Below are 20,168 nucleotides of genomic sequence, written 5' to 3' on the forward strand. Positions count from 1 at the left end.
CTTTGGCACGGACGACGTGCTGAGAGCAGACACGGTGCGGGCGCCCCCGGTCCGGCGGACGTGACGGGGTGCCTGACCATGCGCGTGACGCTTCATGATCCACTTGCGCTCCTGGAGCAGGAGCCGGGGAAAGCCGGCTCCTGTTTCCCAGGAAGGATTGACGTGCTTTTCAGACGCACCGTGCTGACCGCGGCGCTTGTTGTCGCCGCCGGTCTGCCGATGGCAGGGACCGCCGCAGCCGAGCAGAAGCCGGCGGCCGGCTGGATCACCGCCACCGACTACTCCTCCGGCTCTCCCGCCCTGGCCGCGCTCGACCCCGTGAGCGGGGACATCGCCGGCCCCTTCGTGCAGAACGCCGAGGACGGCGTCCTTTCCCCGAAGGGCTCTGCCGTGGCGTACATCCAGCGCGACGACACCTGCATCCCCCAGGACGAGGGCTGCATGTACGCCCGGAATCTGGTGGTCGCCGACACCGACGGCGGTGACCAGCGCGTCCTGGTCCAGGGCATCCGGCCCGAGACCGGCGAGGCCCCCTACGTCGGGCACCCCGACTGGTCCCCGGACGGCCGGCGGATCGTCTACCACAGCCCGCGCGGCATGGAGTGGGTCAACACGGACGGCACCGGGCAGGAGGTGCTCACGACGGCCGGCGGAGCGGGAACCTTCTCGCCCGACGGCCGGAGCATCGCCTTCGTGAAGACCACCAGGTACGAGACGCCCGACGGCTGGGAATCCGCCAGGGACGTCTGGGTCATGGACACCGCCACCCGGCAGGCGCGCCAGATCGGCACCGCCGGCAACGCGCTGTCCGGGCCCGTTGACTGGTCCCCCGACGGGCAGCGCATCGTCTACGCCACCGAGTACGGCCTGAGCGTCGTCACCGTGGCGACCGGCGCCGTCACCGAACTGCAGAGCGGCTGGACGACCCCGCTCACCGGCATCCGGGGCGCCGTCTTCTCACCGGACGGTGCCCGGATCGCCTTCTCGGCCATGGACGCCTTCACCTATACCCGCAGCACCTACGCCGTCGACGCCACCGACGGAAGGAACTCGCAGGTCCTCACCGCCCAGTCCGTGATCCCCACCGACTGGCGCACCAAGTAGCCCGGACGCCGGCTGCGGGCCCGAGCACCCGCAGCCGGCCGCTCCGTACTCGGAGTTCAGGGCGCACGAGAGCGTTCCGCACGGTTGATGCCGACAACCCCGGCTTCCCCAGCCGGGTGCGGAGGCGCGTCGATGTACATGCACAGCTGCTCGCGCTCGCCGGTCTCGGTCGCACGCCCGCGGCCGCCGCTGAATGAGACGGAAACCGAGACGGAAGGGTGTCGCCTGCCAGGGTGGTTGCCTCACCGGCCAGGTGCATCCGGCTCGTGCCGAACCTACGGCGTCAAGCGCCTCGGTCGTGGTTGCGAGCGTGTCGAGAGAGGCCGCTCTGGCCGCCCTTGCTAACGTCCGATTCGTCGAAAATATTCATAAAAGGGCTGATTGGTGCCCGCCGGCGGTCGAGAGGACACGGACCATGAACGACTTTTCCCGTCGCAGACTGATCAAGGCGACGGCGATCGCCGGTGCCGGCGCGGTCGTCGTGCCGGGCCTCCAGGCCGCCGAAGCCTTCGGTGCGAGTGCCGTGACCGGGGCCTCCATGAGCGAGGCGCACGGGGCGGAGTGCCCGCCGGCGAAACTGACCGGCCGCATCGTCCGCCCCGACGACCCCGGGTACACCGACGCGCGCCTCGGCTGGGACCAGCTCTTCTCTCACTATCCGCTGGTCATCGTCTTTGCTCAGAACACTCAGGACGTGGTCAACGCCCTGACGTGGGCGCGGCAGAAGGACGTCGCGCTGCGGATCCGGGGCGGCCGCCACAGCCTTGAGGGCTGGTCGAACGTCGACAGTGGCCTTGTGATCGACATCAGCGAGCTGAAATCGGTCCGCATCGACAGCGCCGCTTGTGTCGCGACGGTCGGCGCCGGACTCAACCAGCTGGAAGCGGTGACCACGCTCGCGCAACAGAACTTCGCGGTGACGACAGGGACCGAGGGCAGCGTGGGCCTGGCCGGGGCGACTCTCGGCGGCGGCTTCGGCTTCCTCACCCGCTGGCTCGGTATGGCCTGCGACAGCCTGATCGGCGCCGAGATCGTCGTCGCGGAAGGCGCCGAGTGCGCCAAGGTGATCAACGTCGATCTGCACGACAACGCGGACCTGCTCTGGGCGCTGCGTGGAGCGGGAAACGGCAACTTCGGGATCGTCACCTCACTCACCTACAAAGTGGCCCCGCTGAAGAGCGTCTCGTATGTGCAGGCCACGTGGGACGGAATCGGCGACCTGCGCAGGGTCTTCGACGCCTGGCAGCGGACCGCGCCGTACACCGACGACCGCCTCGGCACCCAGCTCGAAGTGCACCGGAACCAGACCCTGTTGTTCGGGGTCCTCGCGGAAGGAACACCTTCGGAGGCGAAGAAGCTGCTGGCCCCGATCCTGTCGGTCGGCAGTCCCCAGGTGTCGGTGCAGGTGGGTAACTGGGGCCAGGTGTATTCGGGATTCCAGACCCCGACAGAGCAGGACCCCGCGAACTGGAAGTTCTACTCGCAGTTCACCAGGAAGCCGTTCCCGAGCAAGGCGATCGACGTGATCTCCTCGTTCATGCGGGACGCACCAACGGACGAAAGCAACTTCTTCACCCAGGCGTTCGGCGGGGCGGTCAGGAGGAGCCCCCGCGGCGGCACGGCGTTCCCGCACCGCGACGCGATCTTCTACTCCGAGCCCGGAGCCGGCTGGGGGACCCGTTCCGACGAGCCGGGCGTGTGCGACCCGCTCACCCCGCAGGCCCAGGCTTGGATCGCCGAATTCAGCCACGCACTGCGGCCCTATGTGGACGGCGCCTACGTCAACGTGCCGAACATCGGCATGCAGGACTGGGAGACCGCCTACTGGGGGTCCAACTTCGACCGGCTGCGAAGGATCAAGGCGAAGTACGACCCGCACAACGTCTTCCAGTACGACCAGAGCATCCCGCCCGCGACCCGCCGGCCGGTCTGAGGCCCTGAGCGGAGACCGTGTCCGCGCATCGCGGAACACGGCGCGTCCCGCCGGTCTTTGACGGCTCCGGAAGCCCAGCGGCCAGGGACAGGAATAGGAGTCCCCCGTCTGACAGCCCAACAGTGGCCTCAGGACATCGAAGGGTCTCCTGCCCACGAGGCGCTCGCGGGCAGGAGGCCCTTCCATTCACTTCTTCTGTTCGCGGGGGCAAGCTGTTTCGGGCGGAAGTGGCGCAGGGCCCGGGCCGCTGCGGGGACGCCGGACGGCTTCCGCTTCCACGGTCTTCGTCACACCGGGTACACCTGGCGACCCGCTCCGGGGCGACGCTCAAGGACAGGATGGTGCGCGCCGGGTAGTCCTCGGAGAAAGCGGCGCTGATGGAAAGGCCCGGGTCTATGACCTGGGCCTTCGTCGTGGAGCGGGTGACGGGAATCGAACCCGCGCTCTGAGCTTGGGAATCACCGGGCTGCGCGGCCCAGAAGAAGCTTTGACCTGCGCAAATGAGCGAGATGCGGTGCTGCACGACCCCTTCCGCAAGACCCTGGTTGGCCGCGGTGTACCCCCCGTCGGGCACGCATCGGGCACGGCCACGAACAGTCGCCCCTCGCTCCGACACTCCCGCCGGCGCACACGCTTGCCAACTGTCCACCCCGCGGCGGGAAATTCGCCTGCGTCCATCACCGGCTGGTCGCCGGGAGGCGTGTTGGATGACGGTCGGCTGCGGCCGACGCCGACGCCGACGCCGACGTGCGGCGGTGATGTGCATGTACTGCCTGCCGCCAGCCGGTGACTGCGGCTTTCAGCCCTTCAGGACGGCGACAACTGCCTTTTACAGGTCGTCGGGCAGAAGCCGAAAGGCGTGATTGCCGGTGAGGGGGGTGACAGCTCTGAAGTCCCGGCGGTCGAGGGTCAGGATGGTCTCGGTGTCGTACGCCTCGGCCAGGACGATGTTCACGGCGTCGGTCAGATCGAGCCGCAGGGCCGCGTAGCGGTTCTGGACCATGCGAGCCTTGCGCAGTGTGTCGGCGGACAACTCAGGGATGGCCAGGCGTCCGGTTCGCTCTTGGGCCAGCAGCCAGTCGTTCACCACGTAGGCGGCTCTGCGGTTGACGTTGCGCGTGGTGATGTGCTCGATCTCCAGAGTCACCAGTGGCGATACAACGGTCAGTGCAGCCTGGCGCAGGGCGGTCCGTGCGGCTTCGTGCTCGGGATCCGACGCGTTGAGGGCAGCCACCAAGCCGGAGGTGTCACCGATGACGATCACTCGGTGTCCGCCACGCCATCCGATACCGCTCGGTCGATCTCCTCGGCACTAACCGGTCCCCCGAAGTCCAGGCTCGGGATGTCCCAGTCCTCGTCCCAGCGCCGGGTACGCAGGGCCGCGAGGTGGAAAGCCTCCCGGAAGTACTCCGACTCCGGCCTTCCCTCGCGCGCTGCCGCTTCCTTGATCAGCGCGAGATCCTCCTCATCGACCATGACGGTCGTCTTCTTCAGGCTCATGTGGTTATGGTACCTCAACCATAACCATGCCTCTGGGGTCTTCCGACGGCAACCGCCCATCCCGTGGCTCGGGAATGCTTTCGCGCCAGGGGAGAGTGGCCTTCCGGTGCGGATCTAGTGCAAGGCGCTTGGAGCGGTCCAAACGCCAAAGAAGCCCCGAGCCGCTGGCCCGAGGCTTTCGCGTGGAGCGGGTGACGGGAATCGAACCCGCGCTCTGAGCTTGGGAAGCTCATGTTCTACCATTAAACTACACCCGCGAGGAGGGGCTGTTGGAGGCGCCTCACCGTCGCATACTGTACCCCATCGTGACCCCCGGCGTAGAAGCCGCGGGGTCTTTTGCGTTGTTTGGGAGGGGGTGGGGCCGGTGTGCGGGACCGGTCGGGACTCGGTGCGACGGGGAGCGCGGGAGGTGCCCGGGAGCGGTTATGGGGTGCGGGAGTTGGGGCATACGGTGGGGCGGAGAGCCGCCTCGGGTGGCGTCGGGTCCATCCCCTAATGTGGCCTTCGTCCGTCCACGCTTCATGGGGATTGGGGAAAAGGACTCGATGCAGCACACCGTCGTCCGCTGTGCCGAAGGGCACGTTTTCAGCACCGCTTCGTTCCCGATGCAGAACCTCGGCCGTGGCCGGCTCGGGCCCGGCCGGCTGCTGCGGTGCCCGCGCTGCGCCCGGCTGCGTCACTCGGTGCCGGTGGGGCAGGGGAAGCGCTAGCGGGAGCGGTTCCCGGCTCGGGCTCCGCCCAGGGCTTCGGCTCCGGCGCCCGGTCCGGGCCTCGCGCCCGGGTCCGGCTCCGGGGCCCGGCGCCGGGGTCTCCCGGCCGCCGGTGAGCGGTCGTTGAGCGGGTTGCGGTCCGCGGGCAGGCGGAGGGAGCGGCGTGGGGGCCCGGGGCGATTGGGCCGGGTCCACACCGGCCGCGTAACCTTCGGTCCGTGCTTCTCTCCGACAAGGACATCCGGACCGAGATCGACGCCGGACGGGTGCGGATCGATCCCTACGATCCCGCCATGATCCAGCCGTCGAGCATCGACGTGCGGCTGGACCGCTACTTCCGGGTGTTCGAGAACCACCGGTACCCCCACATCGACCCCGCCGTCGAACAACCCGATCTGACGCGGCTGGTCGAGCCCGAGGGGGACGAGGCGTTCATCCTGCACCCCGGCGAGTTCGTGCTCGCCTCGACCTACGAGGTCATCACGCTGCCGGACGATCTCGCCTCCCGGCTGGAGGGCAAGTCCAGCCTCGGCCGGCTCGGGCTGCTGACCCACTCCACCGCCGGATTCATCGACCCCGGCTTCTCCGGCCATGTGACGCTCGAACTCTCCAACATGGCCACGCTGCCCATCAAGCTCTGGCCCGGGATGAAGATCGGACAGCTCTGCATGTTCAAGCTCGCCTCACCGGCGGAGCACCCCTACGGCTCCGCCGCGTACGGCTCCCGTTACCAGGGGCAGCGCGGGCCGACGCCTTCGCGCTCGTATCTCAATTTCCACCGGACCCAGGTCTGAGACCCCCTGCCGTCTTGATGCGGTGACAGCACGCCCCTCGACGGGTTGTGCGCAAACCCGCTCTTCCGGGGGCTTCCCTTGCTTTTCGCCGCGGCCATGAGGACCTTTCATGGCTGCTTTTGTGGTGTGACGTAGATCTTCAGTCGGCATATGCGGTCGTGTGGTTATGTGATGTATTTTGATCACCCATGGCCATTATTGTCGTAATTCACTCATATGCACTGTGTTGTAACGTTCTTCAGCGGCTGATCTGGCGTTTGATTCGGGGGATCGAAGAACAGAGCGTTGAACCCTGATGCCGTCGTTATGGGGAAAGGCAAAACGGTTCGGCGTGCCGGCCAAGAGCCGTGAAAAATTCCTCACAATTCCGCGCAGGAGTAGGGCTCTCCATGACACTGAACATCTCTTGTGTGCCTCGTTGGCGCACGCTTTCCACCTGGATCGCGGCAGCCCTCGCCGTGGCAGTCGCCACCTTCGCGGTGGCCATGATGCCGACGCGAGCGCACGCCATCGCAACGGCCGTCCCGCTCGGCACCGCCGACTCCTTCGCGGTGCTGGCGGGCCAGTCGGTCACCAACACCGGTCCGACCGTGGTGCTCGGCGACCTCGGAGTGAGCCCGGGAACGGCGATCAGCGGATTTCCTCCCGGCCTGGTGATCGGCAGTGTGCATTCCGCCGATGCCGTGGCACTGCAGGCCAAGACCGACTTGACCACCGCGTATCTCAACGCCGCCAGCCAGGCTCCGGATGCCAGCATCTCCGGTGACCTGGGCGGCCTGACGCTGACTCCGGGCGTCTACAACGCCTCTTCCTCCATCGGACTCACCGGCACACTCACGCTGGACGCCCAGGGCGACCCCAACGCGGTGTGGGTGTTCCAGGTCGGATCGACGCTGACGACGGCGTCCGCCAGCCGCGTGCTCCTGGTCAACGGTGCCTCGCCGTGCAACGTCTTCTGGCAGGTCGGGAGTTCCGCCACGATCGGCACCGACTCGACCTTCGTCGGCACGATCCTGGCCCAGGCGTCGATCACCGTCACTTCGGGGGCGGACATCAACGGCCGGGCACTGGCGCGGACCGGCTCCGTGACGATGGACAACAACAGGATCACGCGGCCGTCGTGTGGGGGCGCCACCACCGGCGGGACCACTGGTGGGACCACCGGGGCGACCACTGGCGGGACCACCACTGGCGGGACCACCACCGGTGGAACCGTCGGCGGCGCTCCGGGCGGTGTGCTCGGTGGTGCCACCACCGGTACCACTACGGGCGGAACGACCACAGGTCTGATCGGCGGCCTCATCGGCGGCCTCTTCCCCGGCGGCACCACGGGTGCCACAACGGGCGCCACCACAGGCGCCACAACGGGTGCCACCGCGGGCAGCACCGCAGGCGGATTCCCTGGCGGCACCATCGCCGGGACGACGGGCGGCGTCGACGGCGGTCAGACCATCGGTGGTGGAGACGGCGGCAAAGACCACGGCAAGCACGGCAAGCACGGCAAGCATGATGAGCACCACGGTGATCACGGTGACAAGCACCATGGCGAGCACCACGGCCAGCAGTGTGAACACCACGGCAAGCACCACGGCAAGCACGGCAAGCACGGCAAGCACCAGGGTGAGCACCACGGCAAGCACCACGCCAAGCACGGCAACCACCACGGTGACCATCACGCCAAGAAGGGTGAGCACGGCAAGCATCACGGTGAGCACCAGGCCGGGGACGCCACCCACCACGGCAAGCACCATGGCAAGCACCACGACAAGCACTGCGGCCACCAAGGGCACGAGAAGCACAAGGACCGGCAAGGTCATGAGGCCCATCAGGGCCACACCGGCAACCACGCGTGATGATCACGAGGGGCGTGCCTGATCTCGGCTCGGGCCGAGAGAGCGGGAAGGCGTAGCCGGCCTCCCGCACCCCCCTCTGCCGGTCCCCCTCCGGGCAGTTGCCCTCCCTCAGCGGCTCGCGGACACGCGCAGCGCAGTGGGACGGACGGTGCGCGGCGGATCCTCCGGGATACCGCCGCGCACCGTTCGAGGGCTTCACCCGGGAAACCGGAAACCGGAAAGGGGACGGCGCCGGCGTGGAGCCGTCGGGCGATGCGCGCAGCCGGGTTTTGGAGCAGCAGAACGAGAGCAGTCAGGACGGAAGGACCGAGTGCGGCCGTGACGAGTGCCACCCCATCACTTCACGTCGGAGAACCGGACGGCGCGCCGGACGGCGGCCCGGCCGGCGAAGACCACACCGCGGACCCCGCTGGGCCCTCTCGGCAGGGATCCGGCCGAGGATTCGCGGGACTCTCGCGGTCGCTGAGGACGGCCGTCGGCGGCGCGGTCATTCTGTGCCTGGTGGTGTCCCTTCTCCATGTACTTCTGGTGTTTCTGCACATCGCGCCCTCGAACAGGATCTCGCAGCATTACGGCAAGCAGATCAACGCCTGGATCTACCCTCTCTTCGAACAGAACTGGCGGCTCTTCGCGCCGAACCCCGAGTCCGTCAACCACCGGATCTCGGTGCGGACCCTGCGGACTTCCGCCGACGGCGGCGCTCACGTCAGCGGCTGGTTCGACCTGACGGCCCTCGACACCTCCGCCGTCGAGCACAACCCGTTCCCGAGCCACACGGCGCAGAACACTCTCCGCCGCGCCTGGACCGCCTATCTCGAGACATTTGGCGGTGAGGACGAGGCACGCTCGGACCGGGCCCTGATGATCCGGGACTACCTGCGCAACATCGCGGCGGAGCGGGTCCGCGCCCATCGGCCCGGGCCCGGCGACTTCACGTCGATCCAGCTGAGGGTGGTCACGCAGCCGATCGTCCCGCCCCGGCCGGAGGGCGCCGCAGCGGCTGCGCCCGCCCCGCCCCCCGCCCCCGCGAACACCAGGCATCTCCCGTGGTGGAAGGTGACGAACCATGCCGGCTGAGCAGGCCTCTCTTCCCACGTCCCCGTCGTCTCGCACGGACCCGGGGACCACCGGGGCGGGCGCACGGCGGTGGCCCGGCCGCCTCGCCGCGCTCCGCACCACCCTGACCGAGCGGCCGGTCTCCCTCTACGCGGCATCGGTGCTGCGGATCGGGTACGGCCTCCTCTATCTCGCCTTCCTGCTGCGGGAGTTCCCGCACCGGGACGAGATCTGGGGCCCCGGCTCGCCCTGGACTCCCGCCCTCGCGGCTCAGCTGTTCGAGCAGACGGGCTGGTCGAGCATCCTCCTGCTGTCCGACAGCCGCGTGTACTTCGAGTTCTGCTACGGGCTGGCTCTCCTCACCTCCGCTCTCTTCATGCTCGGCTGGCGGACCAGGGCGATGTCCGTGGTGTTCGCCGTCGTGGTGGCCTCCTTCCACGCGCGGGCCATCCTGATGACGGACGGGGGAGACAATCTGATGCTCCTCATGGCCGTCTACCTCTGCTTCACCGCCTGCGGCCGGCGCTGGTCCCTCGACGCGCGCAGGCACCGGCTCCGGGCTTCCGCGAGCGGGGCCGGGTCCTCGCCGGCCGGTGCGGAGGCGGACGCGCCCCGCCTTCTGCCGCAGCTCGGTGCCGCTCGCCGGCTCCTGGTCACCGTGGCGCACAACTGCGGTCTCGTCGTCATCGCCGCCCAGGTGTGCCTGCTCTACGGTTCGGCCGGCCTGTACAAGGTGCAGGGCAGCTTCTGGGCTGACGGGACCGCGCTGCACTACGTCGTGAACCTCGACCTGTTCCGGCCCTGGCCCGCGCTCTCGCAGATGGTGGACGAGCGCTGGCTGTTCGTCGCCGCCGCCGGCTACCTGACGGTGCTCCTGCAACTGGCCCTGCCGTTCGTTCTGTTCGGCAGGTTCAAGTACCCCGTCCTGGTCATGTTGCTCGGCATGCACCTGGCCATCGCCGTGCTCATGGGGCTGCCGCTGTTCTCCGGCGCGATGATCGTCGCGGATGCCGTGTTCCTGCCGGACCGCTTCTACCGGGCCCTCGCCGAGAGGGGACGGCGCGCGGTCCGGTGGGTGGCCTCCGGGGGCGGGAAGAGCCCGTCCCGGGCGGACGCCGCACTCGTACCGCCGCAGCCCGGGCCGGCCGGATGACAGCCGGTGCGCCGGCGCGGTGAGCCGGTCAGAGGATGCCGGAGGGCCCCGTTCCGTCATGGAACGGGGCCCTCCGGCGCGTGGTCCACGTCGTCTCCGGCGGCGGTGTGCCGGCGGACGCGCGTCCTAGAACGTGCCGAGCTTCAGCAGCGCCAGCAGCGCCGCGAGCTGGATCGCGGAGGCGCCCAGGGCCTTCGGCCACGGCAGGTCGTGCGACTTGCTCACCATCGAGGTGAACAGCGCGGCGGCCGCCAGCCAGGTCAGCCAGCCCACCACCTGCACCACGGTGTTGTCACCGCTCATGAACATCCCGAGCAGGAGCCGGGGCGCGTCCGTGATCGCCATGATCAGCATGGAGAGGCCCACGGTCGGCTGCCAGGTGCCGTTGCCGCCGAGCTGCCGCGCGAGGGTGTGGGTGACGGCGCCCAGGATCAGCGCGCTGAGGACGATCGCGATGCCACTGCTGATGACCCACGGAACGCTGTTGGAGAGGGTCGCGTTCAGCACGTCCTCGCGGGCGTCCGCGAAGCCGAAGACGGCGAGCATGCCGTAGACGAAGGTGACGGTGAGCGCGGGGCCCCACACCGGGTAGTCCCGCATCTGCCAGAAGGTGGCGCCCGGGCGGAACACGATGCCGCTCAGCAGCTGCTTCCAGTGCAGCCGCGGGCCGGCGGGCGGGGCGGGTTCCCCGCCGTACGGGTCGTAGCCGCCGCCGGGGCCCGGACCGTACGCGTCCGGGGCGTCGCCGAGGGAGAACGCCTGCGTGTGGCCCGGGTTGTTGGCGTACGGGTCGTGGCCGTGCGCCGCCCGCCCGGGAGCGCCGTGCGCCGGGCCGCCGTGACCGTGGTGCGGATCGTGACCGCCGAAGTACTCCGGGCCCTCGCCCGGACCACCCTGGCCGCCGTGCCCCGGCCACTGCTGGTGCGGGGCGTGAGGCGCGGTCGGGGGCGCGGGCTGCCCGCCGTACGGCGGTCCGTACGGCTGCTGCCGCTGCCCTTGTTGGTACTGCGGGGCCTGCTGCTGCGCGGAGCGGGAGTCCCGGCCGCGTCCCATCCTGAATCCAGCCACCATTCGAACGTACCTGGTCGGCGGGGACGAGGTGCGCCCACGGCCCCAATGGCCCCGCTTTGCTGCCTACCTGTGACATCCCTTAGGGGGACCCGGTGGGGAAAACCCCAGGCGGGGAGGGGTGATGGCGATACGGACGGATTGCCGCCGCGCGGCGGTGGCGCGCATCCGCCCGCGGCGGCACAGGAGTTGGCATCTGCCGGTGCCTCAGGGAGCGGGCGTGCGGCGGTGGGTCACGAAGGTCCTCGGCGCCGTGTTCCCGGGGCCGGAGTGACGCGGTGGGCGCGAGGGGCGGGAGTGTCAGTGGGGGCTGGCAGACTCCCTGCGAGTCGGCGGCGGGAAGGTGCTTCCACGGGGGGATGCACCATCCCGCACCATCCCGCAGCGGGCGCCCGTGTGCTTCCGCGCGGGCCGGAGGGCGGGACGGCGCCGCGCCACGGCCGGGCCTCCGGTCCGGACGTACGGTCCGGGCTTTCGGCCCGGGCGTCCGCTCCGGGCGTCCCGGGATCCCGGGCGCGGCCGGGCCGTGGCGGGGCGCCGTCGTGCCCTCGCTACTCGTCGATCGCCGCCCCGTAGCGCGCGTTGGCGGACGGTGCCGAGACGGAGCTCGCGCCGTACGTCCAGGAACCGGCGGCCGTCACGCCGCCGCTGCCCGCCGGGAACACCCACACCACACCGTCGTCGGTGTTCTCCCCCGGCGCCGCCGCCAGCAGCAGGTGCCGGCCGTCACCGTCCGGGTCGGCGAGACGGACCTGGCCGCCGAAGCGGTCGGCCGTCTCCGGGACGCCGGGCACGTTCTCGGTGTCCTGGTTGGCGTCCCGTACTCCGGTGGCGGTCAGGCCGCCCGCCGCGCCGCGCAGCACCCAGACCGCGCCCGCGTCCGCGAGCGAACCGATGTCCTCGCCCGGGGCGCCGATGGCCACGTCCGCGTAGCCGTCGCCGTCGGTGTCCGCGACGGAGAGGTCGGAGCCCCAGCCGTCGCCCTGTTCGGCGACGCCCGGTATGCCCGGGGAGTCCTGGGTCCACCACTGGGGCGGGGTCTCCGGGTCGGCGGCGCCGCCCTGCCCGGCCGGGCCGGACGCGCTGCCGTAGTAGACGCCGACGAGGCCGCCGGTGAGCGTGGAGCCGCCGTCGTCGGGGCTGCTCGGCTCGCCGGTGACGAGGTCGTCGAGGCCGTCACCGTTGATGTCCCCGGAGGCCGCGGCGGGGCCGCCGCGCAGCTCGCGCTGGTACGCGAGGGCGTCCTGGCCGCCCGCGAAGTACATCGACCAGCCGTGGCCGGGCTCCGCGCCGGTGCTGAGGCCCGTGACGACGAGGTCCGCCCAGCCGTTGCCGTCGTAGTCGCCGGTGGTGACGGCACGGGGGCGGATGTTCTGCGTGGGCGCGGCGGTGAGGCGCGCGGAGCCGGAGCGGCCGGAGCCGCCTGAGCCGCTGGAGCCACCGAGGCCCCGGACGGCGTCGTTCCGCAGAACGGGTGTGCGGGCCCCGGCGCCGGCGCCGTCCCGGCCCTCGCTGCGGATGGAGAAGTCGCGGGCGGCCTCGAAGGCGTACAGCTGCAGCCCGTCGCGGTCGACCACGGCGAGGAGGTCGCCCGCGTTGCCCTCGTCGAAGAATTGCGCCGCGGCCAGTCCGGTGCCGAAGGACTGGTCCTGGGTGGGGGAGGTGGACTCCAGCCAGACGGAGCCCGTGCCGGTGAGTCCCTGCGGGGAGCCCCAGAGGACGACGGCGCCGCCGGCCCGGGCCGTGGTGCCGATGGCCTCGTCCGGGATGCCGACGGCCGCGTCGTCGTAGCCGTCGCCGTCCAGGTCGCCGGTGGCCAGGGCCTGGCCGAAGGCGTCGCCGGGCTCGGCCCCGCCGGGCACTCCGGCGCTGTCCTGGTGGAGGACCACGGCGTTGGAGGTCGTGAGACCGCCGGAGGTGCCGTACTGGACGGTGACGTACCCGGCGCCGGCGTCACCGTTCACCGTGCCGCCGGGGGCGCCGACGAGGACGTCGTCGCGGCCGTCGCCGTTGAAGTCGCAGTTGCGGTCGGCCGCACGGATGCTGTCGTGGACGCCCGCGTGCGCCACGGGGGCCGCGGCGAGCCCCGCGGCGGTCAGCAGGAGTAACGAAGCCGCCGTGACGGCGGCCGGACGGTTCTTGTGCACGGAACGGCTCCTTGGTCGAGCGTCGAGCAGGGCCGGGCGGGCGCGGGGGGTGGGTGGCCGGGGAGGGCCCGGCGTCCCCCGGTGCCGGTTGGACGGTGGCGGGGCCGCGAGGGTTGTACGTCAGGTGTCGTACGGGACGGGAGAGGCGGGCCGCCCCCGCCCCCGCCCCCGTCCCCGCCCGCGCCCCGTCCGCGCACGGCCCTCGCCGCGCAGGAGGCCGCCGCACGCCGGGCGGGAGACACGCACACGGCAACGCCGACGGCCGGTGGCGCAGCACGCGGGGTGCTGTACCACCGGCCGTCCCGTGAACGCCCTGTGGGCCCTCCGCCGCGCGGGCCGCGCGGCGGGTGGTGCTCAGTCGACCGGCGCGGGCTCCGGCGCGTCCGTCGTCTCGGCGGCGCCGTCCGGCTCGGCGGGGGCCTTCACCGACTCCAGGAGCAGCTGGGCCACGTCCACGACCTTCAGCTCCTCCTTCGCCTTGCCGTCGTTCTTCTTGCCGTTGACCGAGTCGGTCAGCATGACGAGGCAGAAGGGGCAGGCGGTGGAGACGATGTCCGGGTTGAGGGAGAGGGCCTCGTCGACGCGCTCGTTGTTGACGCGCTTGCCGATCCGCTCCTCCATCCACATCCGGGCACCGCCGGCGCCGCAGCAGAAGCCGCGCTCCTTGTGCCGGTGCATCTCCTCGTTCCGCAGGCCGGGCACGTTGGCGATGATCTCGCGCGGCGGTGTGTAGACCTTGTTGTGCCGGCCCAGGTAGCAGGGGTCGTGGTACGTGATCAGGCCCTCGACCGGGTGCACCGGCACGAGCTTGCCCTCGTCCACCAGGTGCTGCAGCAGCTGGGTGTGGTGGATGACCTCGTACTCGCCGCCGAGCTGCGGGTATTCGTTGGCGATGGTGTTGAAGCAGTGCGGGCAGGTGGCGACGATCTTCTTCTTGGACTTGTCGAGCTTCGTCGACTCGTCCTCGTCGTCCTCGCCGAAGGCCATGTTCAGCATGGCCACGTTCTCCTGGCCGAGCTGCTGGAACAGGAACTCGTTGCCGAGGCGGCGGGCCGAGTCGCCGGTGCACTTCTCGTCGCCGCCCATGATGGCGAACGAGACGCCCGCCGTGTGCAGCAGCTCCGCGAAGGCCTTGGTGGTCTTCTTGGCGCGGTCCTCCAGGGCGCCGGCGCAGCCGACCCAGTAGAGGTACTCGACCTCGCTCAGGTCCTCGATGTCGCGGCCGACGACCGGGACGGCGAAACCGGTCTCGGCCTCGACCTCCTTGGTCCACTCCAGCCGCTGCTTCTTGGCCAGGCCCCAGGGGTTGCCCTTCTTCTCCAGGTTCTTGAGCATCGTCCCGGCCTCGCTCGGGAAGGACGACTCGATCATGACCTGGTAGCGGCGCATGTCGACGATGTGGTCGATGTGCTCGATGTCCACCGGGCACTGCTCGACGCAGGCGCCGCAGGTGGTGCAGGACCAGAGGACGTCCGGGTCGATGACGCCGTTCTCCTCCAGGGTGCCGATCAGCGGCCGCTCGGCCTCGGCGAGCGCGGCCGCCGGGACGTCCTTGAGCTGCTCCTCGGTGGCCTTCTCGTTGCCCTCCTCGTCCTTGCCGCCGCCCGCGAGCAGGTACGGGGCCTTGGCGTGGGCGTGGTCGCGGAGCGACATGATCAGCAGCTTCGGGGAGAGCGGCTTGCCGGTGTTCCAGGCGGGGCACTGCGACTGGCAGCGGCCGCACTCGGTGCAGGTGGCGAAGTCGAGGATGCCCTTCCAGGAGAAGTGCTCGACCTGGGAGACGCCGAACTGGTCGTCCTCGCCCGGGTCCTCGAAGTCGATCGGCTTGCCGCCGGACACCATCACGGGCAGGGCACCGAGGGCCACGTCGCCGCCGGCCTCGCGCTTGAACCAGATGTTGGGGAAGGCGAGGAAGCGGTGCCAGGCGACGCCCATGTTGGTGTTCAGCGCGACGGTGATCATCCAGATCATCGAGACGCTGATCTTGATCATCGCGAAGAGGTAGACCAGGGTCTGCAGCGAGGCCGCGGACAGCCCGTCGAAGGCGAGCACCAGCGGGTACGAGGCGAAGTACGCGGCCTCGTAGCCGTCGACGTGGTGGAGGGCGCCCTCCAGGCCGCGCAGCACCAGGATCGCCAGGCCGATGGTGAGGATGACGTACTCGACGAAGTACGCCTGCCAGGCCTTGGAGCCGGTGAAGCGGGACTTGCGGCCGGCCCGGACCGGCAGGTTCATCAGCCGGATGGCCATCAGCGTGACGATGCCGAGGACGGTGGCGAGGCCGATGAACTCGACGTACATCTCGAACGGCAGCCAGCCGCCGATGACCGGCAGCACCGAGTCGGCGGCGAAGAGCTGGCCGTAGGCCTGCGCCAGGGTGGGCGGCAGCGTGAGGAAGCCGATGGCCACGAACCAGTGCGCCACGCCCACGATGCCCCAGCGGTTCATCCGGGTGTGGCCGAGGAACTCCTTGACCAGGGTGAGGGTGCGCTGCTTCGGCTGGTCGGTGCGGGAGCCCGCGGGAACCTGCTGGCCGATCTTGACGAAGCGGTAGAGCTGCACGACGGCACGGGCGATGAGCGCAACGCCGACCGCCGTGAGGACCAGCGACACGATGATCGCGGCGAGTTGCATAGGGGCTCCTCGGACCTGCGAGAGCGGTAATTACTAAGCGGTAACTTAATCAGTATTCCTGAGATTACCCAGGATCGAGGACCGCTTGAAGGCGGCTGGCCGGTGATCTGTATCGCTCACCGGGCCTCCGGGCGCCCTCCGGCGCGCCCTCCCGCGCATCCCGGCGGGCTCCGGAGGTACGCGGAAGTATGGCCTCCGGCCGGTGCCGGTGTCATGGCGCGCGGCGTCGGGGGTGCCGGGGATGCCGGGGACGGGGGTCTCGGCGTGGGTCCCCGCAGAGGCCGTGCGAAGGCTCGTGCGGAGGCCTGCGCGGCGCGTGACAGACGCCCCCGCACAAGACTTGAGCCGGGTCGGCTCAGCTCCTTTGACAGAACCGAACGGGTCCGGCACCCTTGAGTCAGTTCCACTCAAGTCAGCTGGAGGAATCAACCATGGCACGTGCGGTCGGCATCGACCTGGGCACGACGAACTCCGTCGTCAGTGTTCTCGAAGGCGGTGAGCCCACCGTCATCACCAACGCCGAGGGCGCCAGGACCACGCCGTCCGTCGTGGCCTTCGCCAAGAACGGCGAGGTGCTGGTCGGCGAGGTCGCGAAGCGCCAGGCGGTCACCAACGTCGACAGGACCATCCGGTCGGTCAAGCGCCACATGGGCACCGACTGGAAGACCACCCTGGACGGCAAGGACTTCAACCCGCAGCAGATGAGCGCCTTCATCCTGCAGAAGCTGAAGCGGGACGCCGAGGCCTACCTGGGTGAGAAGGTCGCCGACGCGGTCATCACCGTCCCGGCGTACTTCAACGACTCCGAGCGCCAGGCCACCAAGGAGGCCGGTGAGATCGCGGGCCTCAACGTCCTGCGCATCGTCAACGAGCCGACGGCCGCCGCCCTCGCCTACGGGCTGGAGAAGGACGACCAGACCATCCTCGTCTTCGACCTCGGCGGCGGTACGTTCGACGTCTCGCTGCTGGAGATCGGCGACGGCGTGGTGGAGGTCAAGGCCACCAACGGCGACAACCACCTCGGTGGCGACGACTGGGACCAGCGCGTCGTCGAGTACCTGGTCAAGCAGTTCCAGAACGGTCACGGTGTCGACCTCTCCAAGGACAAGATGGCGCTCCAGCGCCTGCGCGAGGCCGCCGAGAAGGCGAAGATCGAGCTGTCCTCGTCCACCGAGACCACGATCAACCTCCCCTACATCACGGCCTCCGCCGAGGGCCCGCTGCACCTGGACGAGAAGCTCACCCGCGCCCAGTTCCAGCAGCTGACGGCCGACCTCCTGGAGCGCTGCAAGCACCCGTTCCACAACGTCATCAAGGACGCCGGCATCGCGCTGTCCGAGATCGACCACGTGGTCCTGGTCGGCGGTTCCACCCGCATGCCCGCCGTCGCCGAGCTCGTCAAGGAGCTGACCGGCGGCAAGGACGCCAACAAGACCGTCAACCCGGACGAGGTCGTCGCCATCGGCGCGTCCCTCCAGGCCGGTGTGCTCAAGGGCGAGGTCAAGGACGTCCTCCTGCTCGACGTCACCCCGCTGTCCCTCGGTATCGAGACCAAGGGCGGCATCATGACGAAGCTCATCGAGCGCAACACGACCATCCCGACCAAGCGCTCCGAGATCTTCACCACGGCCGAGGACAACCAGCCGTCCGTGCAGATCCAGGTCTACCAGGGCGAGCGCGAGATCGCCGCGTACAACAAGAAGCTGGGGATGTTCGAGCTGACCGGCCTGCCGCCGGCCCCGCGCGGCGTCCCGCAGGTCGAGGTCACGTTCGACATCGACGCCAACGGCATCATGCACGTGTCCGCGAAGGACCTGGGCACCGGCAAGGAACAGCGCATGACGGTCACCGGCGGCTCCGCGCTGCCGAAGGAAGACATCGACCGCATGATGCGCGAGGCCGAGCAGTACGCGGACGAGGACCACAAGCGCCGCGAGGCCGCCGAGACCCGCAACCAGGCCGAGCAGCTCTCGTACCAGACCGAGAAGTTCCTCAAGGACAACGAGGACAAGGTCCCGGGCGATGTGAAGACCGAGGTCGAGGCCGCCCTGGCGGACCTCAAGGAGAAGCTGAAGGGCGAGGACACCGCCGCCATCCGCGAGGCCACCGAGAAGGTCGCCGCGGTCAGCCAGAAGCTGGGCCAGGCCATGTACGCCAACGCCCAGGCCGAGGGCGGGGCGGCCGGTGCCGACGCCGGTGCCGCCGGCGGCGAGACCAAGGACGACGACGTCGTCGACGCCGAGATCGTGGACGACGACAAGAACGACAAGCGACAGGACGGTGCCGCGTGACGGAGGAGACCCCGGGCTTCGACCAGGAGCCCGACGTCCCCGCCGACGCCGAAGCCGCACAGACCCCTGACGCGGCGCAGGCCGCCGGACCCGCCGACCAGGCGGGCCCGGCGGGCCAGGCCGGGGACGCCGGGACGGACGACCAGGCCAACCGCATCACGGCTCTGACGGCCCAGCTGGACCAGGTCCGCACGGCGCTCGGCGAGCGCACCGCAGACCTCCAGCGGCTCCAGGCGGAATACCAGAACTACCGCCGCCGGGTGGAGCGCGACCGGATCACGGTCAAGGAACTCGCCACGGCGAGCCTCCTCTCCGAGCTGCTCCCGGTGCTCGACGACATCGGCCGGGCGCGGGAGCACGGCGAACTCGTCGGCGGCTTCAAGGCCGTCGGTGAGTCCGTGGAGACGGTGGCGGCCAAGCTGGGACTGCAGCAGTTCGGCAAGGAGGGCGAGCCCTTCGACCCGACGATCCACGAAGCGCTGATGCACTCCTACGCCCCGGACGTCACCGAGACCACATGCGTGTCGATCCTCCAGCCTGGGTATCGGGTCGGCGAACGAACGATCCGCCCCGCGCGGGTCGCGGTCGCCGAACCCCAGCCGGGCGCCCAGCCCAACCAGGCCCAGGGCGACGGCGGCCAGGAGGCGGCACCGGCGGCCGACGAGGAGAACGGTGGCCCGGACGAGGGCTGACGTCATGACGGACCGGAAGGAGGGACGCCGGGAATGAGCACGAAGGACTTCATCGAGAAGGACTACTACAAGGTTCTCGGCGTCCCGAAGGACGCGACCGAGGCGGAGATCAAGAAGGCGTACCGGAAGCTCGCCCGCGAGTACCACCCGGACGCCAACAAGGGCGACGTCAAGGCCGAGGAGCGCTTCAAGGAGATCTCCGAGGCCAACGACGTCCTGGCCGACCCCAAGCGCCGCAAGGAGTACGACGAGGCGCGCGCGCTCTTCGGCAACGGCGGCTTCCGTCCCGGTGCCGGGGGCCGCGGCGGCGGTCCCGCCGGCTTCAACTTCGACCTGGGCGACCTCTTCGGGGGCGCCCAGGGCGGAGGCGCCGGCGCGCCGGGGGCCGGCGGCTTCGGCGGCGGGCTCGGGGACGTCTTCGGCGGGATCTTCAACCGGGGCGGCGCCGGCCCCGGCACCCGCACCCAGCCGCGGCGCGGCCAGGACATCGAGTCCGAGGTGACGCTCAGCTTCACCGAAGCCGTCGACGGGGCCACCGTCCCGCTGCGGATGTCCAGTTCGGCCGCGTGCAAGGCGTGCTCCGGCACGGGTGACAAAAACGGTACGCCGCGGGTCTGCCCCACCTGCGTCGGCACCGGGCAGGTCACCCGCGGCGGCGGTGGCGGCTTCTCGCTCACCGACCCCTGCGCCGACTGCAAGGGCCGCGGCCTGATCGCCGAAACCCCCTGCGACGTGTGCAAGGGCAGCGGACGGGCGACCAGTTCGCGGACCATGCAGGTGCGCATCCCCGCGGGCGTCAGCGACGGCCAGCGGATCCGGCTGCGCGGCAAGGGCGCGCCGGGCGAGCGCGGCGGACCCAACGGCGATCTGTACGTGGTGGTGAACGTCGACAAGCACCCCGTCTTCGGACGCAAGGGCGACAACCTCACCGTGACCGTGCCCGTGTCCTTCACGGAGGCGGCGCTCGGCGGCGAGATCAAGGTTCCCACCCTCGGCGGGCCGCCGGTCACGCTCAAGCTGCCGGCCGGCACACCCAACGGGCGGACCATGCGCGCCCGGGGCAGGGGCGCCACGCGCAAGGACGGCACCCGCGGCGACCTGCTGGTCACCATCGAGGTGTCCGTTCCCCGGGATCTGAGCGACAAGGCGCGGGAAGCGCTGGAGGCGTATCGCGAGGCCACCGCGGGTGAGGACCCGCGGGCGGAGCTGTTCCAGGCCGCGAAGGGAGCATGA

General features: G+C 70.2%; 14 protein-coding genes, 1 tRNA gene and 1 pseudogene. 10 read left to right on the plus strand and 6 right to left on the minus strand.

What is annotated here, in order from left to right; all coding sequences use genetic code 11:
- Window positions 1-162: 162 nt before the first annotated feature.
- The 3 genes and pseudogenes from LIX60_RS16110 to LIX60_RS16120 all read left to right on the plus strand — a co-directional run.
- The gene (locus LIX60_RS16110; protein WP_227959027.1) at window positions 163-1,104 is read left to right on the plus strand and encodes a hypothetical protein; all 942 of its coding nucleotides are present in this window, start codon (window positions 163-165) and stop codon (window positions 1,102-1,104) included.
- Window positions 1,105-1,519: 415 nt separating this feature from the next.
- A complete protein-coding gene (locus tag LIX60_RS16115; RefSeq protein ID WP_227959028.1) occupies window positions 1,520-3,037 on the plus strand; it encodes an FAD-binding oxidoreductase in 1,518 nt (505 codons plus the stop codon).
- A 210-nt stretch (window positions 3,038-3,247) separates the two neighbouring features.
- A pseudogene (locus tag LIX60_RS16120) lies at window positions 3,248-3,390 on the plus strand (site-specific integrase); the annotation flags it as partial.
- A 476-nt stretch (window positions 3,391-3,866) separates the two neighbouring features.
- Here the strand turns inward: LIX60_RS16120 and LIX60_RS16125 are convergent.
- The 3 genes from LIX60_RS16125 to LIX60_RS16135 form a co-directional block, all read right to left on the minus strand.
- Window positions 3,867-4,301 carry a PIN domain-containing protein gene (locus LIX60_RS16125; RefSeq protein WP_227959029.1) on the minus strand — a complete coding sequence of 145 codons (435 nt, stop codon included), beginning with the start codon at window positions 4,299-4,301 and terminating at the stop codon, window positions 3,867-3,869.
- A complete protein-coding gene (locus LIX60_RS16130; protein ID WP_019707241.1) occupies window positions 4,298-4,537 on the minus strand; it encodes a ribbon-helix-helix protein, CopG family in 240 nt (79 codons plus the stop codon). Before LIX60_RS16130 ends, LIX60_RS16125 begins: the two co-directional genes overlap by 4 nt.
- Before the next feature lie 183 nt (window positions 4,538-4,720).
- Window positions 4,721-4,794: transfer RNA gene (locus tag LIX60_RS16135), tRNA-Gly, on the minus strand.
- 671 nt (window positions 4,795-5,465) lie between these two features.
- On the opposite strand from LIX60_RS16135, the gene dcd reads away from it, so the two are divergent.
- The 4 genes from dcd (at window position 5,466) to LIX60_RS16155 (ending at window position 10,103) form a co-directional block, all read left to right on the plus strand.
- Window positions 5,466-6,041: a dCTP deaminase gene (dcd, locus tag LIX60_RS16140; RefSeq protein WP_125623515.1), complete on the plus strand. Its 576-nt coding sequence runs from the start codon at window positions 5,466-5,468 to the stop codon at window positions 6,039-6,041.
- Window positions 6,042-6,430: 389 nt separating this feature from the next.
- Window positions 6,431-7,894: a DUF3494 domain-containing protein gene (locus LIX60_RS16145; RefSeq protein ID WP_227959030.1), complete on the plus strand. Its 1,464-nt coding sequence runs from the start codon at window positions 6,431-6,433 to the stop codon at window positions 7,892-7,894.
- Between the two features lie 501 nt (window positions 7,895-8,395).
- Window positions 8,396-8,971: a DUF5819 family protein gene (locus LIX60_RS16150; protein ID WP_227959031.1), complete on the plus strand. Its 576-nt coding sequence runs from the start codon at window positions 8,396-8,398 to the stop codon at window positions 8,969-8,971.
- On the plus strand, window positions 8,961-10,103 hold the full coding sequence (locus LIX60_RS16155) for an HTTM domain-containing protein (protein ID WP_227959032.1): 1,143 nt from the start codon (window positions 8,961-8,963) through the stop codon (window positions 10,101-10,103). The genes LIX60_RS16150 and LIX60_RS16155 overlap by 11 nt, the downstream gene beginning before the upstream one ends.
- A 126-nt stretch (window positions 10,104-10,229) precedes the next feature.
- Here the strand turns inward: LIX60_RS16155 and LIX60_RS16160 are convergent, their stop codons facing one another.
- From LIX60_RS16160 to LIX60_RS16170, 3 genes are all read right to left on the minus strand, one after another.
- Complete coding sequence (locus tag LIX60_RS16160; RefSeq protein WP_227959033.1) at window positions 10,230-11,171, minus strand: Yip1 family protein; 942 nt, start codon at window positions 11,169-11,171, stop codon at window positions 10,230-10,232.
- Between the two features lie 551 nt (window positions 11,172-11,722).
- The gene (locus tag LIX60_RS16165) at window positions 11,723-13,318 is read right to left on the minus strand and encodes an FG-GAP-like repeat-containing protein (RefSeq protein ID WP_227959034.1); all 1,596 of its coding nucleotides are present in this window, start codon (window positions 13,316-13,318) and stop codon (window positions 11,723-11,725) included.
- Between the two features lie 354 nt (window positions 13,319-13,672).
- The gene (locus tag LIX60_RS16170) at window positions 13,673-15,952 is read right to left on the minus strand and encodes a (Fe-S)-binding protein (RefSeq protein ID WP_227959035.1); all 2,280 of its coding nucleotides are present in this window, start codon (window positions 15,950-15,952) and stop codon (window positions 13,673-13,675) included.
- Window positions 15,953-16,383: 431 nt separating this feature from the next.
- Between LIX60_RS16170 and dnaK the strand changes: the two genes are divergently transcribed.
- From dnaK to dnaJ, 3 genes are read left to right on the plus strand one after another with little or no spacing between them, the layout of a single operon-like run.
- Window positions 16,384-18,243, plus strand: a complete 1,860-nt coding sequence (dnaK, locus tag LIX60_RS16175; protein WP_227959036.1) for a molecular chaperone DnaK — start codon at window positions 16,384-16,386, stop codon at window positions 18,241-18,243.
- Window positions 18,240-18,935, plus strand: coding sequence for a nucleotide exchange factor GrpE (gene grpE, locus LIX60_RS16180; RefSeq protein WP_125624734.1), 696 nt, complete (start codon window positions 18,240-18,242; stop codon window positions 18,933-18,935). The genes dnaK and grpE overlap by 4 nt, the downstream gene beginning before the upstream one ends.
- A 33-nt stretch (window positions 18,936-18,968) precedes the next feature.
- Window positions 18,969-20,168 carry a molecular chaperone DnaJ gene (gene dnaJ / locus LIX60_RS16185; protein ID WP_227959037.1) on the plus strand — a complete coding sequence of 400 codons (1,200 nt, stop codon included), beginning with the start codon at window positions 18,969-18,971 and terminating at the stop codon, window positions 20,166-20,168.

The sequence above is a fragment of the Streptomyces sp. S07_1.15 genome (genome assembly GCF_020739505.1).
GTDB classification, from domain to species: domain Bacteria; phylum Actinomycetota; class Actinomycetes; order Streptomycetales; family Streptomycetaceae; genus Streptomyces; species Streptomyces xinghaiensis.